Consider the following 22,201-nt stretch of genomic DNA (forward strand, 5'->3'; position numbering starts at 1 on the left):
ATGGCGACGGACGCACCCGCCGGGGAGGCGGAAGCGGGGACGACCTCGCCAGTCCGGTTCGACGCCGGCGACCTGCGGATCCCCGACGACGCCGACGACGAGGAAGCCGCGGCCATCGCGGTCGCGGTCGCGGCGCACCTCCGCGACCGGGAGGTCGCCGCGGCCGCGAACGAGGAGGGGGAAGGGACCGACTGGCGCGGCGACCGCTGGGGCTTCGCCGCGCGGCTGGAGTCGGTCCGGGGCCGCCGCGCTCGCGTCCCCGAGACGGCCCCATCGGATCCGTGGGCGGCCGCCGGCCGGCTCGACCGGTTCTGAACTCGCGGCGGCCGACCCGGTCGACGATAAGCCGACTCCCTTCCCTTACTCCTCCGTGTCGACGGCGGGGTCGACCTCGGGGTCGACCGCCTCCTCGCCACGAACCGCCGACGCGACCCGGTTCACGACGACCGGGACGATGCCGGCGATGGCGACGAGGATGGCGACCCGGACAAGCACGGAGACGTCCGTGAGAAACGAGAGTCCGAGGTAGACGACCGCGCCGACGAGCACCGACGGCAACACGTAGGGATTCCCTGCGGAGATCATACCCGACGATCCGGGCTCGGTCCCCCTTAACCGTCCCGGGACGGGTCGTCGTCGCCGTCGATCTCCCCGGACCGACAGAATGAGGTGGACATTCCGAGAACGGGCCCACAGGAATGTTCGACAAGGTACTGGTCGCGAACCGCGGCGAGATCGCCGTCCGCGTGATGCGCGCCTGCGAGGAACTGGGCGTCGAGACGGTCGCCGTCTACAGCGACGCGGACAGACACGCCGGCCACGTCCGCTACGCCGACGAGGCGTACAACGTCGGGCCGGCGCGCGCGGCCGACTCCTACCTCGACGGCGAGGCGGTCCTCGACGCCGCGCGCGCGGCCGACGCCGACGCGATACACCCCGGCTACGGCTTCCTCGCCGAGAACGCCGACTTCGCGGCGCGCGTCGAGGCGGCCGACGGGGTCACGTGGATCGGCCCCTCGAGCGACGCGATGGAGCGGCTCGGCGAGAAGACGCACGCCCGGCGCGCGATGGCCGAGGCCGACGTGCCGATCGTGCCGGGGACGACCGAGCCGGTCACCGACGCGGAGACCGTCCGCGAGTTCGGCGAGGAACACGGCTACCCGATCGCGATCAAGGCCGAGGGCGGCGGCGGCGGCCGCGGGATGAAGATCGTCGAGTCGCCGGAGGAGGCCGAGGAGGCCCTCGAGTCGGCCAAACGCGAGGGCGAGGCGTACTTCTCGAACGACTCGGTGTACCTCGAGCGCTACCTCGAGACGCCGCGGCACGTCGAGGTCCAGATCGTCGCCGATTCGGGTCCCGAGAGTGACGGCCCCGGGGGCGAGAGCGACGTGGTCCACCTCGGCGAGCGCGACTGCTCCCTCCAGCGCCGCCACCAGAAGGTGATCGAGGAGGGTCCCTCCCCCGCGCTCTCCGACGAGTTGCGCGAGCGGATCGGCGAGGCGGCCCGCCGCGGCGTCGCCGCCGCCGACTACACCAACGCCGGGACCGTCGAGTTCCTCGTCGAGGAGGATCCGGAGCGCGATCCGGACGATCCGCTCGGCCCCGAGACGCCCTTCTACTTCCTTGAGGTCAACACGCGGATACAGGTCGAACACACCGTGACAGAGGCGTTGACGGGGATAGACATCGTCAAAGAGCAGCTCCGCGTCGCGAGCGGCGAGGGCCTCTCGATCGGACAGGACGACGTCGAGCTTTCGGGCCACGCGATCGAGTTCCGGATCAACGCCGAGAACGCCGCCGAGGGGTTCCAGCCCGCCAGCGAGGGGTCACTGGACACCTACGACCCGCCGGGCGGGATCGGCGTCCGCGTCGACGACGCGCTCCGACAGGGCGACGACCTCGTCACCGACTACGACTCGATGATCGCGAAGCTGATCGTGTGGGGGAGAGACCGTGAGGAGTGTCTCGCGCGCTCGCGGCGCGCGCTCGCCGAGTACGAGCTGGAGGGGGTCGTCACGATCGTCCCGTTCCACCGGCTCATGCTCTCCGACGAGCGATTCCTTGCGGGCACGCACACGACGAAGTACCTCGACGAGGAGGTCGATGCCGACCGGATCGCCGACGCGCAGGAGCGGTGGGGGACGGAGCCCTCGCGCCCCTCGAGCGACGACGAGGACGGCGAGGAGGTGACCGAACGGGAGTTCACCGTCGAGGTGAACGGTAAGCGGTTCCAGGTCGACCTCGAGGAGCGCGGCGCGCCCGCGATCCCGACCTCCGGCGGCGGCTCCGGCGCGGGCGGCGGCCGGCAGCAGCGACCGCCGCAGGCGAGAGACGCGGGTGACGACGGCGACTCCGGCGGCGTCGACGTCGCGGAGGGCGGCGAGGCGATCCAGGCGGAGATGCAGGGGACGATCCTCTCGGTGGACGTGGCCGAGGGCGACGAGGTCGCCGCCGGCGACGTAGTCTGCGTCCTCGAGGCGATGAAGATGGAGAACGACGTGGTCGCCGAGCGCGGCGGCACCGTCACGGGCGTCCACGTCGCGGAGGGGGACAGCGTCGACATGGGCGACGTGCTGGTCGTTCTGGAGTGAGACTCCGGTCGGTCGCGAGCGCCGCGGGGCGATCGGACGAAGTCGACTACGCGCGCATTCGAGGGGCGATCGACGGAGTCGACCACCCGAACGCGTAGCCGACCACCCGAACGCGTCCAAGTGCTCGGACGATCGCTTTAAGATCCAAGCGGACACAGTGGGGACCGGGTAGTCACATGAGCGATCGACCGCGCCGCGATAGGGATCTGCGACGGTACGAGACCGTCCTCGAATCGCTCGAGGACGGGGTGTACGCCGTCGACCCCGACGGGACCATCGTGTACGTCAACGACCGCTACGCCGAGATGAAGCGGGCGGACCGCGATGAGCTGCTCGGGACGCACATCTACGAGTGGGCCACCGAGGAGGCCGCGGCGAAGGCGCGGCGTGCGCGCGAGGAACTCGCCGCGGGCGACCGCGAGGTCGGCGTGATCGAGTACGACTTCCAGACGGCCGACGGCGACACGTTCCCCGTGGAGATGCGGTTCGCCCGGGTTCCCGACGACGACGGCATCGACCGCGTCGGCGTCATCCGTGACGTCACGGACCGAAAGCGGTGGGAGGAGTCGCTCCGGCGGAAGAACGAGCGGCTCGACGAGTTCGCGAGCATCGTCTCACACGATCTCCGGAACCCCCTCAACGTCGCCAGTGGGCGGCTCGAACTCCTTCGAGAGGAGTGTGACTCCCCCCAGATCGACGAGATCGAGAGCGCACACGAGCGGATGCGATCGCTCATCGACGACCTGTTGTCGCTGGCGCGCGCCGGCGACGAGTTGAACGAGGCGGAGCGGGTGGACCTCTCGACGGTCGCCGATCGCGCCTGGCGAAACGTCGCGACGGAGGAGGCGACCCTCCGGACGGACGGGGACGTGACGTTCGCCGCCGACGAGAGCCGGCTGGAGGGGCTCTTGGAGAACCTGATCAGGAACGCGATAGAACACGGCGGCGACGAGGTGACCGTGATCGTGGGCGCTCTCGAGGACGGTAAAGGCTTCTACCTCGAAGACGACGGCCCGGGAATCCCCGAGGAACACCGCGAGGCGGTCTTCGAGAGCGGGTACACGACCGCCGAGGACGGGACGGGGTTCGGCCTGAGCATCGTCGAGCGAATCGCCGAGGCGCACGGCTGGGAGGTCCGCGCGACCGAGAGTACCGACGGCGGTGCGCGCTTCGAGGTGACGGGCGTCGACGCTTCGGGGTGACGCGGATCGTCCGGTTCGGGGTGAGTGGCATCGACGCCTCCGGGAACGGGGATCGTCCGGTTCCGGCGATGGCACCCGCGGTAGCAATCCTGAAGGGGGACCCCGTCGATCGACGGACGTGAAACGGATACAGCTCGGGAACACCGTCTTCGAGGGCGAGAACGACGCCTACCTGATCGAGGCGGGCCGGACGACGCTCGTCGACACCGCCGTCGCGGTCCCGGCGGTGCGCGCGGAACTGCGGGAGGGCCTGTCGGAACACGGCGTGGAGTTCGCCGACGTCGACGCGGTGGTCCTCACCCACTGGCACCCCGATCACGCCGGGCTGGCCGGCGAGATCCAGGCCGAAGGTGGCGCCGAGGTGTACGTCCACGAAGCGGACGCGCCGCTCGTCGACGGCCGGGAACGCCCCTTCGCGACGAACCCGACGGCCCAACGGGAGACGTTCGAGCGGTGGGGGATGCCCGCAGCGGCGCGCGAGCGACTGACCGAGTTCTTCGACACGGAGGGGGCGGACATCTACGGCCGCGACGCCGAGGTGACGCCGATCGCCGACGGCGAGACGATCGACCTCGGCGGCGTGAAACTGGAGACGGTCCACCTGCCGGGACACACCGCCGGGCTCTGCGCGTTCGCGTTCGACCCGCGGACGGTTCCGGGACACGAGCCCGTGAGCGGGAACGTCGGGGACGAGGGAGAGTCGCCGGTGGAGGCGTTCACCGGCGACGCGCTGCTCCCGCGGTACACCCCGAACGTCGGCGGGGCGGACGTCCGGGTCGAGGAGCCGCTGGCCGCCTACGCCGACAGCCTCGTCCGGATCGTAGAGCGCGACTGGGATGCCGCGCACCCGGGCCACCGCGAACGGATCGACGAGCCGAGCCGGCGAGCCGCGGAGATCCTCGAGCACCACCGCGACCGGACCCGGCGAGTGATCGACGTCTTGGAGTCCGGACCGGCCACCGCGTGGGAGGTCTCGGCGGCGCTGTTCGGCGACCTCGAGGAGATCCACACGCTCCATGGCCCGGGCGAGGCGTTCGCACACCTCGACCACCTGGAGCGCGCGGGCGTCCTCGAGCGCGACGGGACCGCCTACCGCCTCGTCGATCCGGACCCGAACGTGGACGAGCTGTTTCCGACCGCCGCGCTCGACGCGACGGATCGATAGCTCGACCGCCGAGAGCACCCGTCACACCCGAGACGTTGCCGCCGTCGCCGAAAGCTATTCCCGCGCGAGCGCGCATGTACCGTCGTGAAGCGGGAGACCCTCTCGACCGCCCTCCTCGCCCTCCTCGCGGTCGTCGCCCTCGGCGTCGCGGCAGCGACGTTGGACTCCGCAGTCGCCGTCGACGGGGGCGGCGGGTTCAGCGGCGGTCTCGAGGGCGGTGCCGGTCCGACCGACGATCCCGGCGAGATCAGTCCCTCGGAGACGCCGGGCGGCCCGACGGTGCTGGCGCTGCCGCCGATCTGCTACCCCCTCCTGCGCCGGCCGCCGGCGCTGTTGCTCCTCGCGGGATTCCTGCTCGCGGTCGGGGCGTTCGCCTACCGCGACACCGGATCGCGGTTCGCCGCGGCCGTCGTCGCGGGCACGGTCGGGCTTCCCGTGGTCGTGGTGTGGTACGGGCTCTCGAGCTGTCGCGACCCCGAGACCGTCGGCGAACTCGATCTCGGACTGGCGGGCGAGGAGGGCGGACTGTTTCCCGCGGGCGGCGGTGGCGGGGCGGGTCTCGGGAGCGGCTCCGGGAGCGTCTCGACGCCCGAGGCGGTGTTCATCGCCGTCGTCGTCCTCGCCATCGTCGTGAGCCTCCTCGTGTTCGTGACGGCCGCGGGCGACGACGAGGAGACGTCCGGGAAGGGCGCGTCCGCGGAGCCGGACCCGGAGTCGTCGGATCCGGACCTCGCCGAGGTCGCACGAACCGCGGGGGAGGCGGCCGCCCGGATCGAGGGCGACGCCGGCGACAACGACGTATACCGCGCGTGGCGCGAGATGACCGAGGCGCTCGAGGTCGACCGTCCCGCCTCCGTGACGCCGGCCGAGTTCGCGGCCGCCGCGGTCGAGGCCGGCGTCGACGAGGAGCCCGTCTCGGAGCTCACCGACGTCTTCGAGCGGGTCCGGTACGGCGGCGCGGAACCGACCGACGACCGGGAGCGCCGGGCCGCCGCCGCGCTCCGCCGGATCGAGGAGGAACACGGGGGTGAGACCTGATGCGTCCGCTCGCGGTCGTCGGGGTCGCGGCGGTCGCGGTCGGCTTTCTCGTCGCCGTCGACCGGGGACTCGCGGGCGCGCTCGACCTCTCGTTCGTCGTCGTCACCCTGGTCGGGATCCTGGGCGTCCTCCAGGGCGTTCGATACGCGAGCGCGCGTCGGGGGCGCGAGCGGCGGTCGACGGACCTCGGCGAACCGGAGCGGCGGGAGCGGGCGGCGGTCCCCGGAGCCGACTTCGACGCGACGGTCTCCCGCGCCGTCTCCGCCCGACGGCGGTGGGGACGAACCGCCCGCGACGACGTTCGGTCGCGGGTCCGGGAGGCCGCGATCCGAGCGGTCGCCCGCGAGCGGAGCTGCTCGGCCGAACGGGCTGCGGAACTCCTCGAGGAGGGAGAGTGGACCGACGACCGCACCGCCGCGGCGTTCCTCTCGCGCTCGATCTCCTACCCGATCCGCGACCAGATACTGGGAGGCCTCCCCGGCCGATCGGCCTTCCGGAACGGGGTGACTGCCGCCGTCGACGCCCTCGAGCGAGCGACGGCAGGGATCGACGCCGGAGCGGCTGGCGACGACGAGCGTGCCGTCGACGAGCGGAAAACGACCACTGACCGTTCCGGAGGGAATCGATGACGACGGTCGAACGGGCTCTCGATCACCGCCGTAACGGCGACCGCGATGACGAGCGCGTCGACGGCCGCGACGACGACCGCGACCGCGATGACGAGCGCGACGGCGACGGCGACCGCGGTAACAGTGCTCCCACTGACCGCCGGGCGCTCGACGCGTTCGACACGGAGCGATGGGTCGGCGTCACCGGCGTCGCGCTGGCGCTTGTGGGTGTCGGCGTCGCGCTCAGGCAGCCGGCGATGGTCGTCGCCGGGGCGGCGGCGATCGGATACGGGCTGTACGCGCGCCTCGGCGAGGCGGGCGAGGCGGCGCTCGCGCTCGACCGCGAGGTGAGCGACCGGACGCCGGATCCGGGCGACGAGGTGACCGTCACGGTCCGCGCGCGAAACGTCGGCGACGCGCCCCGTTTCGACCTTCGGATCGTCGACGGGGTGCCGCCCGGTCTCGAGGTCGTCGACGGCCCCGCGCGGGTCGCCACCGCGCTCCGTCCGGGCGCGGGCGTGGCGTTCTCGTACGTCGTCCGGGCGAGCCGCGGGGTCCACGAGTGGGGAACGACGCGGGCGGTGGTCCGCAACGCTTCCGGCTCTCGCGAACGGCTGACGGAGCTCGAGACGCCGACCCGTTTGACGTGTACCCCGGAGCTGGCTACGGGGGGTGACCTCCCGCTTCGGGGGCTGACCACGGTCTCGCACGGTCGCGTGCCGACGGACGTGGGCGGCTCGGGTGTCGAGTTTCACGCCACTCGCGAGTACCGCCGGGGCGACCCGCTCAAGCGAGTCGACTGGAACCGGCGGGCCCGGACCGGTGAACTGGCGACGCTGGAACTCCGAGAGGAGCGATCGGCGACGGTCGTCCTGCTCGTCGACGCCCGCGAGGAGGCGTACGTCGCCGAGCGGCCGGACGCCGACACCGCGGTGGAGGCGAGCGTCGAGGCCGCCGGAGCCGTCTTCACCGCGCTGCTCGCCGGCGGCGATCGGGTCGGGATCGCGACGATGGGGCCGCGCGACTGCTGGCTGCCGCCGGGCGCGGGGACGGACCACGCGGTCCGCGGTCGCGAGACGCTGGCGACGGACCCGGCGCTCGCGCCGACGCCCGCCGATGACCGCTTCTATCGCACCCTGTGGCGTCGTCGGTTCCGCCGACGGCTTCCGGGCGACGCCCAGGTGTTGTTCTTCACGCCGCTCGCCGACGACGTCCCCGTCGACGCCGCCCGGCGACTGGACGCGTACGGCCACCTCGTCACGGTCCTCTCGCCGGATCCGACCGTGTCGCCGTCACGGTCGCCGGCGAGCACGACGCCCGGCCGGAAGCTGGCCGCGATCGAGCGACGCGAGCGGATCCGGACGCTCCGGGGCGCGGGGATCCGCGTCGTCGAGTGGGGCGATCGGTCGTTCCCGGCCGCGGTCGCGAGCGCGAGCGGGCGGTGGTCGCGATGAGCGCGAAGGGCAGTCGCGGGTCCGAATCCAGCCAAACCCGCGAGCGCGACGCGCGCCCGCCGACGCTCGCGGTCGTCGTGAGCCTCGTCGCCGCGGCGGTCGCGACGCTCGCCGCGCTCGTCGCCGATCCGACCGGCGGGGCGGTCGTCGGGGCGTCGGCCGTCGCGTTCGCGGGGGGTTCCCTCCTCGGGTCCGCTCGCGTCCTGTCGTGGGGGGCCGCGACGGGGATCGCGGGGATCGCGCTCGCCGCGGGGTTCGGCGGGGGAGCCGAGCCGCTTCTCGTCGCCGGCGTCGCGGTCGCGGTCGCGTGGGACGTCGCCGATCACGGGCTCTCGCTCGGTCGACAGGTCGGCCGATCGGCTCGAACTCGCCGGAACGTGGCCGTCCACGCCGGAGCGAGCCTGCTCGCCGGCGCGCTCTCGGCCGGCGTCGTCTACGGGACGTACGTGACCGCGGCCGGCGGCCAACCGATAGCCGCGCTCGCGCTGCTGCTCTTCGGCGGGGTCGTGTTGGCGTCGGCGTTTCGGTGAGCGCGGCAGAGAGACACGTCGACTCGCCGGCGGCGAGTCGGGATCGGCGTCGCTTTTGTACCCCGCGGCCGACGGGCGGACATGGACACCGACGCGACCGCGCCGGCGAGGTGGTCGGCGTGACGGACCTCGTGACGTTCGGCGAGACGATGCTCCGGCTCTCCCCGCCGCGCGGCGAGCGGCTGGAGCGGACCCGCGACCTCGACGTCCAGGCCGGCGGTGCGGAGAGCAACGTCGCGGTCGGGGCGGCGCGACTGGGTGCGGACGCCGTCTGGTTCTCGAAGCTCCCCGACTCGCCGCTCGGCCGCCGGATCGTGAGCGAGCTCCGGAGCCACGGCGTCCGGACCGGCGTGGCGTGGGCGGAGCCAGGTTCGAGCCGAGTCGGCACCTACTACCTCGAACACGGCGGCGAGCCGCGGGGGACGAACGTGATCTACGACCGGGCGGACGCCGCGGTCACGACCGTCGAGCCGTCGGAGCTGCCGACCGGCGCGCTGGAGTCTGCGGCGTACTTCCACACCACGGGGATCACCCCGGCGCTCTCGGAGACGACGCGAGAGACGACGCGAGCGCTGTTGCGGGCGGCGGGCGAGGCGGGCGTGACGCGGACCTTCGATCTCAACTACCGCGCGAAGCTGTGGGACCCGTCGACCGCGCGGGAGACCTACGAGGCGCTGTTCGCGGACGTGGACGTGCTGTTCGTCCCGCAGCGGGACGCCCGCGAGGTGCTCGACCGCGAGAGCGACGCGGTCGAGATCGCCCACGGCCTCGCGTCCGAACACGGCTTCGAGTCCGTGATCGTCACCCGCGGGACCGGCGGCGCGGTCGCGCTCCGGGACGGCTCGGTCCACGAGCAGGGCGTCTTCGAGGCGGAGACGTTCGACGCGATCGGCACCGGCGACGCGTTCGTCGCGGGCTACCTCGCCGAGCGGATCGACGGGGGCGACGTGCCCGCCGCCCTCGAGCGCGCGGCCGCGACCGCGGCGCTCAAACGCACCGTCGGGGGCGACATCGCGGTCGTGACCCCCGACGAGGTCGACCGCGTCCTCGGGGGAGAAGCCGGGATCGATCGGTGACCGGTCGGGGAAGGGTCGATGACCGGGCGGCGAGCGGCGGCCGACACTCGGTCCGTCCCGCCGTTCCGACCGGTTTATAATCGCTCCGCGAGCCGGATCGAACATGACCGACGACGACCGACGGGACGAGCTGATCGCGGCGCTTCGTGCGGCCGACGCCGTCCGATTCGGCGAGTTCGAACTCTCACACGGCGGCACGAGCGACTACTACGTCGACAAGTACCTCTTCGAGACCGACCCGGAGTGCCTGGGTCTCATCGCCGACGCGTTCGCCGATCGACTCGCCGACACCGACGCGAAACTGGCCGGCGTCGCGCTCGGCGCGGTCCCGCTCGTGGCGGTGGCCGCCGCGGAGCTCGGCCGGCCGTACGTCATCGCGCGCAAACAGGCCAAGGAGTACGGCACCGCGAACCGGATCGAGGGGAGACTCGAGGCGGGCGAGGAGGTCGTCGTCTTGGAGGACATCGCGACGACCGGCCAGTCCGCCGTCGACGCGGTCGAGGCGCTCCGCGAGGCGGGCGCGACCGTGAACCGCGTGCTCGTCGTCGTCGACCGCGAGGAGGGCGCGGCGGAGCTGCTCGCCGACCACGACGTGGAGCTGGAGTCGCTGTTGACGGCCTCGGAGCTGCTCGCGGACCGCGACGCCTGAGTCGGCGACCGACTCGAGCGGCCCCTCACGCCGAGGACTCCGGCGCCTCCACCGTCGGCACCGCGACGCGGTCGAGCGCGTCGGCGATCACGTCGGCCTTCTCCACGTCGTTGACGGTCGCGTCCGGCGTCAACACCAGCCGGTGTGCGAGCGTCGGCTCCGCGACGCGTTTCACGTCGTCGGGGGTGAGAAAGTCACGGCCGGCGACGGTCGCGTTCGCGCGGGCGGCCTCGAAGAGCCGCTGGGTGCCGCGCGGGGAGACGCCGACCTCGACCCGGCGGTCCTCCCGGGTCCGGTGGACGATGGACGCCATGTACGCGAGGAGGTCGTCGTCGACGCGCACCGTCTCGGGGACCGCCCGGAGGTCGGCCACGTCCGCGGGGTCGAGCACGCGCTCGACGGTCGGACTCCGGTCGGTGCGGCCGGCGCGCCGGCGGAGGATCTCCACCTCGCCGGCCTCGTCGGGATAGCCGAGCGAGGTCTTGATCATGAACCGGTCGAGCTGCGCCTCGGGCAGCGGGAACGCCCCCTCGCTCTCGACGGGGTTCTGCGTCGCGATGACGTAGAAGGGGTCCGGGAGGTCGTGGGTCTCGCCGTCAGCGGTGACCTGTCCCTCCTCCATCGCCTCCAGCAGGGCGGCCTGCGTCTTCGGGGGGGCCCGGTTGATCTCGTCGGCGAGCACGACGTTCGCGAAGATCGGTCCCGGCGAGAAGGAAAACGAGCCGTCCCGCTCGTCGAAGACGTTCGTGCCGGTCACGTCGGAGGGGAGCAGGTCCGGCGTGAACTGGATCCGCGAGAACTCCAAGCCGAGCGCGGTCGCGAACGACCGCGCCGAGAGGGTCTTTCCGGTGCCGGGAACGTCCTCTAAGAGGACGTGCCCGCGGGCGATGATCCCGAGCGTGACGCGCTCGAGGAACTCGCGGTCGGCGACGACCGCGGATCCGATCTCGTCTATCACCCGCGAGCAGGCCTCGGCCGCGTCGGGGACGTCCATGTGACCGCCAACGGGAGAGGCGGCAAAAGGGTTGTCGCGGTCGGCGAGGACGATCGTCTCGGCCGGCGAGGTCGATCGTCGAGCGACCCGATCGTCGCCCGGTCACTTCCGGCGACGAACCGCGATCGAAACCCATAACATCGGAAGCATCGAACCGGAGAACGAGCCGAGGTAGCCTAGCCTGGCCAAGGCGGTAGATTCGAAATCTACTGTCCATTCGGACACCGGAGTTCAAATCTCCGCCTCGGCGCTTTCTCGCGGAACCCTCGACCGAGAGACCCGTCCCTCGACGTTACGGCGGACTTCCGAGCGACGCCTGTTCGGGGTCGGCGTCCCCGCGGAGCCGACGCCGGCGCTTGTCGTAAGCCGCCTCGAGCTTGGCGTTCGTCGCTCGCGAGACTAGATAGAGGTCGGCGACGCCACCGTCTCGGGGGTGTGCGGTCGCGACCCAGACGTGGCCGTCGCCCGCGGAGAGATCGTCCGCCCAGCGCTCCGCGGCCTCGCGGCTCTCGAAGGCGTGCCGGGGACCGTCCTCGAAGACGATCCGACCCACCTTCGCGTTGCGCTTTCGGGCGGACGGTTTGACCGCGACGACGACGCTCACGACCGGTACTGGGGGCTCATCGATTAAAAACCCCGTCAGACGAGAGGTGGGTCGCGGAGACGGTCGGATCGCGGCGATCGAAAGGAATCACACCCCCGGCCGCCCTAGCGGCCCGCATGAGCGAACCCGACTGGTACGAGGACGCGACCATCTACTCCTTCGACGTGAAGACGTTCGACGACAGCGACGGCGACGGGTGGGGCGACTTTCAGGGCGCGATCGACCGGCTGGGATACCTCGACGAATTCGGCGTCGATGCCGTCTGGATCCGACCGTTCTACCCGAGCCCGCTGCGGGACAACGGGTACGACGTCGCCGACTACTACGGCGTCGACGAGCGGCTCGGGACGCTCGCGGACTTCCGCGAGTTCGCCGAGCGCGCGCACGACCGCGGGATCCGCGTTCTCACCGACCTCGTATTCAACCACACCTCGGTCGACCACGAGTGGTTCCGGCGGGCCCGCGAGGACCCCGAATCGAAGTACCACGACTACTACCTGTGGACGAGCCACCTCGAGGACGCCCACCACCGCGGCAACATCTTCCCGGAGTACGAGGACGGCGTCTGGTCGTACGACGAGGTCGCCGAGAAACACTACTTCCATCAGTTCTACTCACATCAGCCCGATCTCAACGTGGCGAACCCCGCGGTCCGCGAGGAGCTGTACGACGTGCTCCGCTTCTGGCTCGACCAGGGCGCGGACGGCTTCCGGATCGACGCCGCCCACCCGATGCTCATGCCGAAGGGCCACAACGCGACGACGCTCGAGGACACCGAACTCGAGGAACCGATCGACCTCTTCACCCGGATGCGCGAGGTCGTCGAGTCCGAGCAGTCCGACGCCGTCCTGCTCGCGGAGGCCGACGACGAGCCCGAGAACCTGGACTACTACTTCGGCGACGGCGAGGCGTTCCACCTCCAGTTCAACTTCGTGATGAACGCCCACCTCACGTACGCGGTCGGGGTGCGGGACGCGTGGCCGCTCTACCGCGCCCACGAGATCCTGCCCGATATCGGAGGGGTCGGCACCTGGGTGAACTTCCTGCGGAACCACGACGAGTGGAACCTGCTGAAGCTTCCCGAGGAGGCGTTCGAACACGCCCGCGAGTACTTCGGCGACGACGCAGGCGACTCGTGGATCTTCGAGCGGGGCCACAGACTCCGGCTCGCGGACCTGTACGACGGCGATCCCGACCGGATCGCGTTGGCTCACGCCCTGCTCTTTTCGTTACCCGGCTCCGTCGCGCTCCAGTCGGGCGACGAGATCGGCATGGGCGCGGACCTCTCGCTGCCCGAACGCGAGGCGGTCCGCACGCCGATGCAGTGGGACGACTCGGCGAACGGCGGCTTCTCGACGGCCGACCCCGACGACTGTTACAACCCCGTCGTCGACGAGGGCGAGTACGCGTACGACCGGGTCAACGTCGCCGACCAGCGCGAGAACCCCGATTCGCTCCTCTCGCGGATCCGGGACCTCTCGCGCGTCCGCGACCGCTGTCCCGAGATCGCCCGCGGCGACTTCCGGATCGTCGACGCCGAGCCGAAGGGGGTGTGGGCTCACCGGTTCGACCGCGACGGGGAGGTCCTGTTGTGCGCGCACAACTTCGCCGCGGAGTCGCGCGAGGCCGTCTTCGGGTTCGACGTCGACTCCGACGCGGCCGAACGCGTCGTCGGCGGCGGTGACTACCGCGTCGCCGACGGCGGGGTCACACTCGATCTGGGCGCTCACGAGTACGTCTGGCTTCGCGGCGAGAAGCAGTAGATCGCCGCATAAACCCGTCTACCGCCACTCTTCACGGGGAATACAGTCGTCCGCTCGCACCGTGATCCACCGCGTCGTCCGCTCGTCTGGGTCGCGGTCGCCCTCGAAGAACGTCACCTCGGCGTCCGGCGACTCCCCATCCGCCGCCGGTCGGCAGACGATCTCCGGCCGCTCACCGCGAACACGCATCGGTGACGTGGACATACATGATCGTTCATGGCCCATCGGATAATAGTTGTCGGTCTGGACTCGCGTTCGGAAAGTGATAAGTATTCCATCCGTAACGCCGGTTCGGTCGTCAGAATTGATCGAACGTCCACCCCAATGCCGCTGCCGGCCGGGACTACAGGCGGACCGGAACGCCGCGGTCGTCGAGGTACTCCTTCGTCTCCTCGATGGAGTAGTCGCCGAAGTGGAAGATGGAGGCGGCGAGGCCGGCGTCCGCGTTCGCCTCGGTGAACACCTCGTACATGTCCTCGGGGCCACCACACCCCGAAGAGGCGATGACGGGCGTCGAGACGGCGTCGCAGACGGCCTTCATGAGGGGAATGTCGTACCCGTCCTTCGTCCCGTCCATGTCGATGGAGTTGACGAACAGTTCGCCTGCGCCGCGCTCCTCGGCCTCCTTCGCCCACGAGACGGCGTCGATCCCGGTTCCCTCGCGACCGCCCTTCTTCGTACACTCGAACCACACCTCCTCGCCGTCGTCGTCCCGATAGAAGTGCTCGCCGGCGTCGTCGTGGCGCCGCCGGGCGTCGACGGAGATGACGATACACTGGCTGCCGAAGGCGGCCGCGCCCTCCTCGATGAGTTCGGGTCGCTCGAGCGCGCCGGTCGTGATCGACACCTTGTCCGCGCCGGCACGGAGCGTCTCCTTGATGTCGGCCTTCGTCCGGATGCCGCCGCCGACCGTGAGCGGGATGAAACACTCGTCGGCGACCGCGTTCACCACGTCGAGCATCGTCTCGCGACCCTCGGCGCTGGCGGTGATGTCGAGGAAGACGAACTCGTCGGCGCCCGCGGCGTTGTACTTCTTCGCCAGCTCGACGGGGTCGCCGGTGTACTCCAGGTTCTCGAAGTTGACCCCCGTGTAGACGGCGGCGTCGCCGTCGTCGTCGAGGTCGACGTCGATACAGGGGATGATCCGCTTCGTGAGTCCCATTCGTTACCGACCGTTGGCGACGAGGGAAGTAAAAGGCGCGGGGACGGAGTCGGCCGTTTCCCCCTCACCATCGGCGGGGTCGCCGATTCACTCCCGGGCGTCGTACCGGGACACCGCGCGGTCCGCGCGCGTCGAGACGCCGTTCGGGTTGCGCGCGGGGCTTCGGTCGCGCGCCCGAGCGACGAGTCCGTCCGAACCCCCGGAGAGGATCCCGGTCAGCACGTCGCGGCCGTTCGAGACCCACCCCGAGGGCGTGGCCTCGCCGCGGACCACGTCGCGGGCGACGTCCACGGCGTCCGTGACCGCGTGCTTGCCCGTCCGAGCGAGCGCGGTCGGTCGAACCCCGTAGTTCTTGACCAGTCGGTACGCGAGCGCGCGGTACTTCCAGCCCCAGTCGCGGGCGGTCCGTCCGCCGTCGGCCGCGGTCGGGCTCGGCGGCTCCTCGCGGACCGAGACCTCGGAGCGCCAGGCGACCTCGCGGTCCATCCGTGCGAGCCGGTGGGCGGCGTCCCGCGCGCCGCCGACCCGGAGGTACTCGTCGAACCCGTCGAGGTCTCGCAGCGTCCCCCGACGAAACGCGACGTTCCCCCCCGCGAAGTACGTCACCAACCGACCCGCGATCCGGCGGCGCTCCGGACCGTCCGAGCGGTCGACCCCTCGATCGCCGCCTCCGTCGTCGTCTGCTCCGGACTCGATCGGCCGGATCGGTCCGGTCACCACGTCGGCGTCGGCGAGTCCGTCACGGACGCCCTCGAGCCACGACTCGTCGATCCGGTTGTCGTAATCGACCAACGCGACCGCGTCGCCGCCCGCCACTTCGATGCCGGCGTTTCTGGCGACGTTGACGGTTCGATCCGAGATCTCGACGAGCACGTCGACGTCGTCGCGGTCGCGCACCATTCCGGTGGTGCCGTCCGCGGACGGACCGTTGACGACGATCACCTCCGTGTCGGGCGCGTGCGCCGCCAGCGCGTCGAGGCAGGCGGCTAACCGGTCCCGACCGTTGAGCGTCGGGACGACGACCGACAGGTCCATATGGGTGTCAATCGGGTCGGGGATAAAAAAGGCCTCCGTGGTGAGACGCGAGTTCGGTCGGTCGACTCCGCTTAAACCGTCAGGAAGTAGACCTGCTTGCGAGCGTCCTTGAAACTGTAGCGGGAGTCGACGAGTTCCTCGTCCTCCAGGCGGTTGAGCGCGTAGCGAACGGTGCGGTCGGGTAAAAGCGACTCCTCGGCGAGCCCGCCCTGCGAGAGGGGCGCGTCGCCCTCCAGGACCTTCGCGACGAGTTTGGCGCTCGGAGGCAGTTCGCGCAGACGTTCGCGGTATTCGCTCTCGGTGAGACGGCCCTGATCGGCTGACTCCACGGGACTGGTACTCATACGTCCGAGGAAACCCGCGATCGGTGGTAAAGGTTGGCTACATATGGAGGTATACGATCGTTATTATATAAGGTATTAATATCACAGTCGTCGGGCCCGTCCTCGCGGTCGGCCGACCGCCACCCGGGAGGAGCGGTCGGGACGTCGAGACCCACCTCCGGCACGAGTGAGCGAGGCGTCGAGACGGATTTCCGACGGCACGTATCCAGTACGGTTTTGGTCGTTCGGCGTCCACCGGAGACAACGTGAAGGGTCAGGACTGGTATCAGGCCGACGAGGTCGCCGAGGAGTACGAGGATCTCCGCTTTTCGGGCGGCGGAGCCCTCATCGACCGGCGCGAGAAGGAGGCGGTGCTCTCCGCGCTCGGACCGATCGACGACGGCCACCGGGTGTTGGAGGTCGCCTGCGGCACCGGTCGGTTCACGACCATGCTCGCGGACCAGGGGGCGGACATCGTCGGGCTCGACATCTCCAGGGAGATGCTCGAGCAGGGTCGCGAGAACGCGGCGGAGACGGGCGTCTCGGACACCGTCGAGTTCCTCCGTGGGGACGCCTCGAGACTGCCGTTTCCGGACGACCACTTCGACTCGGTGGTCGCGATGCGCTTTTTCCACCTGATGGACGAGCCGCTTCAATTCATGCGCGAACTCCGCCGAGTGAGCAGCGAGCAGGTGTTCTTCGACACGTTCAACGCCCGGAGTCTCCGCGTGTTGTACACGTGGCTCCTTCCGATGGGCTCGCGGCTCTACTCGGAACGACAGGTCGCCGACATGCTCGGTTCGGCCGGCATGACTCTCGCGAACGAGGAACACGACTTCGTGTTGCCCTACGGGTTCTACCGCGGGCTTCCGAGCGTCGTCGCGAGACCGTTCCGGGCCGTCGACGAACTGGTCGGGAACACGATCCCCGGCGACTACGTCGCCACGGTCTCCTACTGGGACGCCCGGATCGAAAACGAGTGAGGTTCGCGGCGCGTCGCGACCCGACTAGACGTCCTCGTCTATGACTTCGCCGACCGCGAAGTTCGATTTCACTTCCGTCACCTCGATCTTCACGCGTTCGCCGACCTCCGTGTCGGGAACGATGATCACGTACCCGCGCTCGACGCGGGCGATTCCGTCGCCCTGCTTGCCGAGGTCCTCGATCTCGACGTATCGCATCTCGCCGGGCTCGACCGGGGGCTGCGGACCGTCCCCGGTGGACGCGGCCGCGTCGTCGCGATCGGCGACTCCGCCCTCGGTCCCGCCCCGCTCGATGAGCGCGACCCGGTAGGTCTCGCCCGGCTCCACCGATCCGGTCTCGACCTCGCGGCGTGGTACTTTCACGACGTACTCGCCGTCCTCCTCTCGGACGTCGGCGCTGAACAGACAAAGGAGCTTCTCGGAGATTTCCATGATATACTCCGACCGGTACGTCGAGACCGGTTATTATAGTTGTACCGCCGGACGCCGTCGACCGCGTCCGCTCCCGGCAACCGCCGCGGGGGGACGAACGCCTTTGTGACGGCCTGTCCAACCGGCACGCATGGCCGGACCCGAGTTCCGATACGGAGCCGTCTCGCCCCCGATCGTGACGCCGTTCGACGCCGACGGCGACGTCGACGCCGACGCGCTCGCGAGCCACACCGACGCGCTCGTCGAGGCCGGTCTCGACGGGATGGTCCCCTGCGGGACGACCGGCGAGTTCGCCAGCCTCGACGACGCGGAGTACCGAACCGTGATCGAGACGGTCGCCGAGGCCGTCGACGGGCGCGTTCCCGTGATCGCCGGCGCGGCGGACACGACCGTCTCGGGCGTGCGCGAGCGCCTCGCGTTCGCCGCGTCCGCGGGCGCCGAAGCGGGACTCGTCACGCTCCCGTACTACCACACCTCGACCGATCCCGAGGGGCAACTGGCGTTCCTCGAGGCCGTCGCCGACGACGCGCCGCTGCCGGTCTTCCTCTACGACATTCCCTCGACGGTCGGCGAGGCGATCGATCCGGGCGTGATCGCCGACGTCGCCGAGCACGAGTCGGTCGTCGGGGCGAAGGACACGACCGGCGACGTCTCGGCGCTCGACGCGAAGATCCGCGCGACGCCGGACTCCTTCACCGTCTTTCAGGGGTTCGACTCCCAGCTGTATCCGAGCGTCTCTCTCGGCGTCGACGGGGGGATTCACGCGCTCTCGCAGGTGATCCCGGAGGTGTTCGTCGCGATGGGCGACGCGATCCGCGCCGGCGACGACGACCGCGCGCTGCGGCTTCACCGTCGGGGGATCGTCCCGCTCTTCGACCGGTGCGGCGAGCACGGCTTCGCGCCCGCAACGAAGGTCGCGGCCGCTCACCGCGGGTTCATCCCGAACCCGGCGGTCCGCCCGCCGCTGACGCTCCCCGACGAGGCGGCGCGCGAGGCGATCGCGGCCGACGTCGACGCGGCGCTGGACGCGGTGTGAGGGGAGTGCCCGGCGTTTTCACCCGCTGCCGACCGGCGTCCCGTCCGCGTTCTTCGGTCCCTCGGAGTCGAAGACGACGACGTCGCCGTCGGCCCGCTCGGCGGCGGTCGGGTCGTAGCCGTCACGCACCGCGATCGCCTCCTCCAGCTCCCGGATCGCCCGCTCCTTGAGTGCCGCCGCCAGCGACTCGGCGTCCGCACGGGAGATCTCCCTGCCGAGCCCCTCGCACTCGTGGGCGCGGACCATCCCCTCGCCGTCGACCGCCTCGCCCATCGGCTGGCTCGTCCCGCCGAGCGCGACGCTGAACGGGTAGGTCCGGCAGATGAGCGGCCGCGAGTCGTGGACGGTACAGGCCCCTCGCCCGTCCGACTCCTCGTAGAAGGTACAGTCGCCGCAGTCGTCGGTCGCGAGCGCCCACTCGAAGGTCTCGCCCGCCGGCTCGCCGTCTTCGTCCTCCGCGAGCCCGTACGGCATGGGGCGGGCCACGTCGCGCCAGTCGTACGCCTCGCCGAGGGCGTCATCCGCGGCGTCGGCGACCTCGCGGACCTCGTCAGGAAAGACCGTCGCGGTGTGCGGCTCGCGGTCGTCGCCGGCGCGGTCGCCGTGGCAGCCGTCGTCGCCGGCGCGGTCGTCGCCAGCTACCCCCTCGCCGTCGGCCTCGCCCGCTCCCTCGCCGGCCGGCGCGCCGCCCGGTTCGTCGGGGGCGTACCCCGTACAGCAGCCGCCACAGCGCGTACACTCGAAGCCGATGGACTCGATCGCGTCGGCCAGGTCGTCGACGGCGAGGTCGCGGGCGCGGTCGAGCTCGGCTTCGAGCGGTTCCATACCTCCGGTCGGGACGCGATCGGGTTAACCGCGTCCCTTCTCGCGGTCGCGTTCGGCCGGTCACGATACGAGGGACGCACGGCGAAGGAGCGAAGTACGATCGCTCCCTACGACCCGGTCGTGAGAGAGTACGAACGGAAGGGACTCCTCGAACGCGTCGAGCGCGAGGCGGCCACGGTCGGCGCGCGGATCCCGGAGGAGATCGAGGTCCAAGAGGAGCCGATCGACCTCCAGTCGTTCGTCTTCGAGATCAAGCGGCGGGAGACGGTCCCGCCGGGCGAACGCGACCGCGTCGAGCGGGCGAAGCGGAACCTCCGCCGCGAGCGGCTCGAGCGGCTCGAGCACATCGAGGAGAACGAGGTGAGCTACGAGCGCGGCGAGGAGCTGGCGGCGTCGATCATCGGCATCGACCGGGCGCTGGAGGCGCTCGAGGGGCTGAACGCGCCGGACCCGGAGACCGAGGCGGAACGGCAGGCGGCCGCCGACCGGAAGCGGTGGATGAGCTTCCTGAAGAAGGCGCTCGGCCGCGATGACGCCGGCGGCGGCCGCACGCGGTTTTAGTTCCCGGTGAAGTCGATCCGCGAGTCGCCGGCGTCGTCGTCGCGATGGCTCGGCCCGCGCCGGACGAACTCGTACGCGTCGTCCGCGAGGTACACCGCGCCGTCGTCGACCGTCACGTCGACGTCCTCGAGGATCGCGCCCTCACACGGGCCGAAGTTACAGTAGCCGGTGCCGCCCTCGAAGGTCGCGCCGTGTTTCTGACAGAACACCTCGCCGTTCCGGACGAACGCGCCCTCGTCCTTGTCGAGGCGCACGTCGGTCCAGTGTTGACAGTAGTTACGGAACGCCGAGACGTCGCCGTCGGTCCGAAGCAGGATCGCCTCGGCCTCGAAGGAGCCGCCGTTCGTCTCCACGCCGTCAACGTCCACGTCGCCGTTTTTGCCGACGTCGCCCTCGCTCTCGTCGACCGAGTCGGGATCGACCGGGCGGAGCGTCACGAGAAGCGTGCTGTCCTCCGGCATCTCGTCGAGGGCGGCGATCCGCCGGTCCGCGTCCATACGAGTCGGTGGCCTGCGCTCGGTTTGAACGTTGCGCGTTCGAGGCGATCAGACTCCCAGCCACTCGTCGTCGCGGATCTCGTACCCGTTCTCCCGGCAGACCTTCGCCGCCTGCCGTCGGACGTCCCGGGAGCCCGGAACGCGCTCCTTCTCGGCCACCCGATCGACGATCCAGTCGGCGACGGCGTCGATCGCCTCGTCGTCGTCGTCGCCGTCGACGTCCGCGAGCGCCCGGAACGTCCGCTCGTAGGCCTCTCGCTGTGACCGGTTCGTCTCGGCGTTCGGGAGTCGCGCGACCGCCTCCACGACCCGCTTCATCGCCGTGGCCACCGTCGGCCGTTGGACGCGGGTTCCGACCGCGGCGGGCGAGTCGAACGACTCCGCCGGCGCGTCCGGGAGGAGGTCCGCGATCGTGTACGTTTCGACGACGGACTCGATCTCGCGGTCGCCGACCGCGGAGACGATCTCGGCTCCCGTCGCCGGGAACTCCACGGATTCGAGCTCCGTCTCGAAGTAGGCGAGCGTCGAGGCGTCGACCGGCGGTTCGACCTCGTCGCCCCGCTCGAGTTCCGCGGCGATCTCGCGCTCGCGCTGGCGTCGCTCCTCGTCGTGGGCCTGCTTGTCTCGGCCGCTCTTGTCGTCTGCCATCCCCAATCTACGGGTCCGAGCCGGATAGTCCTGTGGGCGAGATGACGGGTCCGTTCGGGACTCACGATCGGCGGCCGCCGTAACACGCCGCCTCCACGCGTCGGTCGAACAGCCGCGAGAGCAGCGTCGTGAGCGGGCCGGAGACGCCCTCTCCCTCGCCGTCGACGGCGATCCCGTCGACCGTCCGAACCGGGCGGATCCCCCACGTCGCGTTCGCGAGGAAGACCTCGTCGGCCTCGCGCACCTCGCTCGGGGCGTAGCTCCCCTCCTCGACCGGGATCGCTTCCTCCTCGGCGACGTCGATCACCTCCGCCCGCGCGGCGCGAGGAACCACCGGGCCGTCGAGCGAGGGCGTCTGAAGCCCCTCACCGTCAGTGAAAAAGAGGGACGAGTCCGCCCCGCCGACGACGTCGCCGTCGGCGTCGGAAAGCAGCGCCTCGTCCGCGCCCGTCACCCGGAGTTCGAGCCGCGCGAGGACCTCGTTCACCCGGGCGTGAGTCGTCGCGTCGGCGGGAACTGCCCGGTCCGGCGTCTTTCGAGTTTTGACGGTCTGGAGCGTCGCCGGCGCGTCGAAGACCGGATCCGACCCGACCCCACCCCTCGGAAGCGGACGGACCGCCACGACGACCGTCGGATCGCTCTCGACTCGCGGATCGAACCGGTCTGCGGCCCCGTCGCGGTCGGACCCGTTCGCCGGGCGACCGCGGGTGACGGAGACCTCACAGACCGCGTCCGACAGGCCGTTCGCTTCGAGCGTCTCGTCGATCCGGTCCCGCAACTCCGCGTCCGAGAGACCGTGGTCGATCGAGAGCGCCTCACAGCTCCGGGCCAGTCGGTCGGCGTGTCGGTCCCAGCGGAACACGGTTCCGCCGTACGCTCGCATGGTCTCGCGGGCAGCGTCGCCGTAGCGGAACCCGCGGTCCTCGACGTGGATCGTCGCCGATCCCGCGGGCACGACCTCGCCGTCGACGTGGTATCGCCGGTCCGCGTCGTCGTTCATTCGTCTTGCCGGACCGCCCGGTCGC

General features: G+C 70.8%; 26 protein-coding genes and 1 tRNA gene. 15 read left to right on the forward strand and 12 right to left on the reverse strand.

Annotated elements, in window-relative coordinates; all coding sequences use genetic code 11:
* Nucleotides 1–315, forward strand: coding sequence for a hypothetical protein (locus FN829_RS11310; protein WP_246066519.1), 315 nt, complete (start codon nt 1–3; stop codon nt 313–315).
* Nucleotides 316–360: 45 nt separating this feature from the next.
* Here the strand turns inward: FN829_RS11310 and FN829_RS11315 are convergent, their stop codons facing one another.
* Nucleotides 361–585: a hypothetical protein gene (locus FN829_RS11315; protein ID WP_142987084.1), complete on the reverse strand. Its 225-nt coding sequence runs from the start codon at nt 583–585 to the stop codon at nt 361–363.
* Nucleotides 586–698: 113 nt separating this feature from the next.
* Between FN829_RS11315 and FN829_RS11320 the strand changes: the two genes are divergently transcribed.
* The 9 genes from FN829_RS11320 (at nt 699) to pyrE (ending at nt 10,313) form a co-directional block, all read left to right on the forward strand.
* Nucleotides 699–2,591: an acetyl-CoA carboxylase biotin carboxylase subunit gene (locus tag FN829_RS11320; protein ID WP_142987085.1), complete on the forward strand. Its 1,893-nt coding sequence runs from the start codon at nt 699–701 to the stop codon at nt 2,589–2,591.
* 176 nt (nt 2,592–2,767) lie between these two features.
* A complete protein-coding gene (locus FN829_RS11325) occupies nt 2,768–3,793 on the forward strand; it encodes a two-component system sensor histidine kinase NtrB (protein WP_142987086.1) in 1,026 nt (341 codons plus the stop codon).
* 118 nt (nt 3,794–3,911) lie between these two features.
* Nucleotides 3,912–4,958, forward strand: a complete 1,047-nt coding sequence (locus FN829_RS11330; protein ID WP_142987087.1) for an MBL fold metallo-hydrolase — start codon at nt 3,912–3,914, stop codon at nt 4,956–4,958.
* 84 nt (nt 4,959–5,042) lie between these two features.
* Nucleotides 5,043–5,996 (forward strand): DUF4129 domain-containing protein, encoded by a 954-nt coding sequence (locus FN829_RS11335; protein ID WP_142987088.1) that lies wholly within the window; start codon nt 5,043–5,045, stop codon nt 5,994–5,996.
* A complete protein-coding gene (locus tag FN829_RS11340; RefSeq protein WP_246066520.1) occupies nt 5,996–6,625 on the forward strand; it encodes a DUF7269 family protein in 630 nt (209 codons plus the stop codon). Before FN829_RS11335 ends, FN829_RS11340 begins: the two co-directional genes overlap by 1 nt.
* Complete coding sequence (locus tag FN829_RS11345; RefSeq protein WP_142987089.1) at nt 6,622–8,058, forward strand: DUF58 domain-containing protein; 1,437 nt, start codon at nt 6,622–6,624, stop codon at nt 8,056–8,058. The genes FN829_RS11340 and FN829_RS11345 overlap by 4 nt, the downstream gene beginning before the upstream one ends.
* The gene (locus tag FN829_RS11350) at nt 8,055–8,588 is read left to right on the forward strand and encodes a DUF7519 family protein (protein ID WP_246066521.1); all 534 of its coding nucleotides are present in this window, start codon (nt 8,055–8,057) and stop codon (nt 8,586–8,588) included. The genes FN829_RS11345 and FN829_RS11350 overlap by 4 nt, the downstream gene beginning before the upstream one ends.
* A gap of 110 nt (nt 8,589–8,698) precedes the next feature.
* Nucleotides 8,699–9,664, forward strand: a complete 966-nt coding sequence (gene kdgK1 / locus FN829_RS11355) for a bifunctional 2-dehydro-3-deoxygluconokinase/2-dehydro-3-deoxygalactonokinase (protein ID WP_185955750.1) — start codon at nt 8,699–8,701, stop codon at nt 9,662–9,664.
* 103 nt (nt 9,665–9,767) lie between these two features.
* Nucleotides 9,768–10,313: an orotate phosphoribosyltransferase gene (gene pyrE, locus FN829_RS11360; protein WP_142987092.1), complete on the forward strand. Its 546-nt coding sequence runs from the start codon at nt 9,768–9,770 to the stop codon at nt 10,311–10,313.
* Between the two features lie 25 nt (nt 10,314–10,338).
* Here pyrE and FN829_RS11365 read toward each other — a convergent pair whose 3' ends face one another.
* Nucleotides 10,339–11,307, reverse strand: coding sequence for an AAA family ATPase (locus tag FN829_RS11365; protein WP_142987093.1), 969 nt, complete (start codon nt 11,305–11,307; stop codon nt 10,339–10,341).
* A gap of 165 nt (nt 11,308–11,472) precedes the next feature.
* Between FN829_RS11365 and FN829_RS11370 the strand changes: the two genes are divergently transcribed.
* Nucleotides 11,473–11,557, forward strand: a tRNA-Ser gene (locus tag FN829_RS11370).
* Nucleotides 11,558–11,599: 42 nt separating this feature from the next.
* Here the strand turns inward: FN829_RS11370 and FN829_RS11375 are convergent.
* On the reverse strand, nt 11,600–11,911 hold the full coding sequence (locus FN829_RS11375; protein WP_142987094.1) for a hypothetical protein: 312 nt from the start codon (nt 11,909–11,911) through the stop codon (nt 11,600–11,602).
* Nucleotides 11,912–12,027: 116 nt separating this feature from the next.
* Here FN829_RS11375 and FN829_RS11380 point away from each other — a divergent pair, with 116 nt between their 5' ends.
* Nucleotides 12,028–13,674, forward strand: coding sequence for an alpha-amylase family protein (locus FN829_RS11380; RefSeq protein WP_142987095.1), 1,647 nt, complete (start codon nt 12,028–12,030; stop codon nt 13,672–13,674).
* An 18-nt stretch (nt 13,675–13,692) separates the two neighbouring features.
* Here FN829_RS11380 and FN829_RS11385 read toward each other — a convergent pair whose 3' ends face one another.
* From FN829_RS11385 to FN829_RS11400, 4 genes are all read right to left on the reverse strand, one after another.
* On the reverse strand, nt 13,693–13,878 hold the full coding sequence (locus FN829_RS11385) for a DUF7511 domain-containing protein (RefSeq protein ID WP_142987096.1): 186 nt from the start codon (nt 13,876–13,878) through the stop codon (nt 13,693–13,695).
* A gap of 139 nt (nt 13,879–14,017) precedes the next feature.
* On the reverse strand, nt 14,018–14,836 hold the full coding sequence (hisF, locus tag FN829_RS11390; RefSeq protein ID WP_142987097.1) for an imidazole glycerol phosphate synthase subunit HisF: 819 nt from the start codon (nt 14,834–14,836) through the stop codon (nt 14,018–14,020).
* An 87-nt stretch (nt 14,837–14,923) separates the two neighbouring features.
* A complete protein-coding gene (locus tag FN829_RS11395; RefSeq protein WP_142987098.1) occupies nt 14,924–15,871 on the reverse strand; it encodes a glycosyltransferase family 2 protein in 948 nt (315 codons plus the stop codon).
* Between the two features lie 71 nt (nt 15,872–15,942).
* Nucleotides 15,943–16,215, reverse strand: coding sequence for a MarR family transcriptional regulator (locus FN829_RS11400; RefSeq protein WP_142987099.1), 273 nt, complete (start codon nt 16,213–16,215; stop codon nt 15,943–15,945).
* Nucleotides 16,216–16,460: 245 nt separating this feature from the next.
* Here FN829_RS11400 and FN829_RS11405 point away from each other — a divergent pair, with 245 nt between their 5' ends.
* Nucleotides 16,461–17,177, forward strand: coding sequence for a class I SAM-dependent methyltransferase (locus FN829_RS11405; protein WP_142987100.1), 717 nt, complete (start codon nt 16,461–16,463; stop codon nt 17,175–17,177).
* A 24-nt stretch (nt 17,178–17,201) separates the two neighbouring features.
* Here the strand turns inward: FN829_RS11405 and FN829_RS11410 are convergent, their stop codons facing one another.
* The gene (locus FN829_RS11410; RefSeq protein ID WP_142987101.1) at nt 17,202–17,609 is read right to left on the reverse strand and encodes a TRAM domain-containing protein; all 408 of its coding nucleotides are present in this window, start codon (nt 17,607–17,609) and stop codon (nt 17,202–17,204) included.
* A 130-nt stretch (nt 17,610–17,739) separates the two neighbouring features.
* Between FN829_RS11410 and FN829_RS11415 the strand changes: the two genes are divergently transcribed.
* A complete protein-coding gene (locus tag FN829_RS11415) occupies nt 17,740–18,645 on the forward strand; it encodes a dihydrodipicolinate synthase family protein (protein ID WP_142987102.1) in 906 nt (301 codons plus the stop codon).
* Between the two features lie 18 nt (nt 18,646–18,663).
* Here FN829_RS11415 and FN829_RS11420 read toward each other — a convergent pair whose 3' ends face one another.
* Entirely contained in the window at nt 18,664–19,470 is an 807-nt protein-coding gene (locus FN829_RS11420; protein ID WP_142987103.1) for a YkgJ family cysteine cluster protein, read from the reverse strand.
* Nucleotides 19,471–19,590: 120 nt separating this feature from the next.
* Here FN829_RS11420 and FN829_RS11425 point away from each other — a divergent pair, with 120 nt between their 5' ends.
* Nucleotides 19,591–20,031 carry a DUF5788 family protein gene (locus tag FN829_RS11425; RefSeq protein ID WP_142987104.1) on the forward strand — a complete coding sequence of 147 codons (441 nt, stop codon included), beginning with the start codon at nt 19,591–19,593 and terminating at the stop codon, nt 20,029–20,031.
* Here FN829_RS11425 and FN829_RS11430 read toward each other — a convergent pair.
* The 3 genes from FN829_RS11430 to FN829_RS11440 all read right to left on the reverse strand — a co-directional run bounded on the left by FN829_RS11430 (nt 20,028) and on the right by FN829_RS11440 (nt 22,176).
* Nucleotides 20,028–20,528 carry a Rieske (2Fe-2S) protein gene (locus FN829_RS11430; protein WP_142987105.1) on the reverse strand — a complete coding sequence of 167 codons (501 nt, stop codon included), beginning with the start codon at nt 20,526–20,528 and terminating at the stop codon, nt 20,028–20,030. The genes FN829_RS11425 and FN829_RS11430 overlap by 4 nt on opposite strands.
* A gap of 48 nt (nt 20,529–20,576) precedes the next feature.
* Nucleotides 20,577–21,176 carry a DUF5789 family protein gene (locus tag FN829_RS11435; protein WP_142987106.1) on the reverse strand — a complete coding sequence of 200 codons (600 nt, stop codon included), beginning with the start codon at nt 21,174–21,176 and terminating at the stop codon, nt 20,577–20,579.
* A gap of 61 nt (nt 21,177–21,237) precedes the next feature.
* Nucleotides 21,238–22,176, reverse strand: coding sequence for an aminotransferase class IV (locus tag FN829_RS11440; RefSeq protein WP_142987107.1), 939 nt, complete (start codon nt 22,174–22,176; stop codon nt 21,238–21,240).
* Between the last annotated feature and the right edge of the window lie 25 nt (nt 22,177–22,201).

The organism is Halorubrum cibi, assembly GCF_900182635.1.
GTDB classification, from domain to species: Archaea; Halobacteriota; Halobacteria; order Halobacteriales; family Haloferacaceae; genus Halorubrum; species Halorubrum cibi.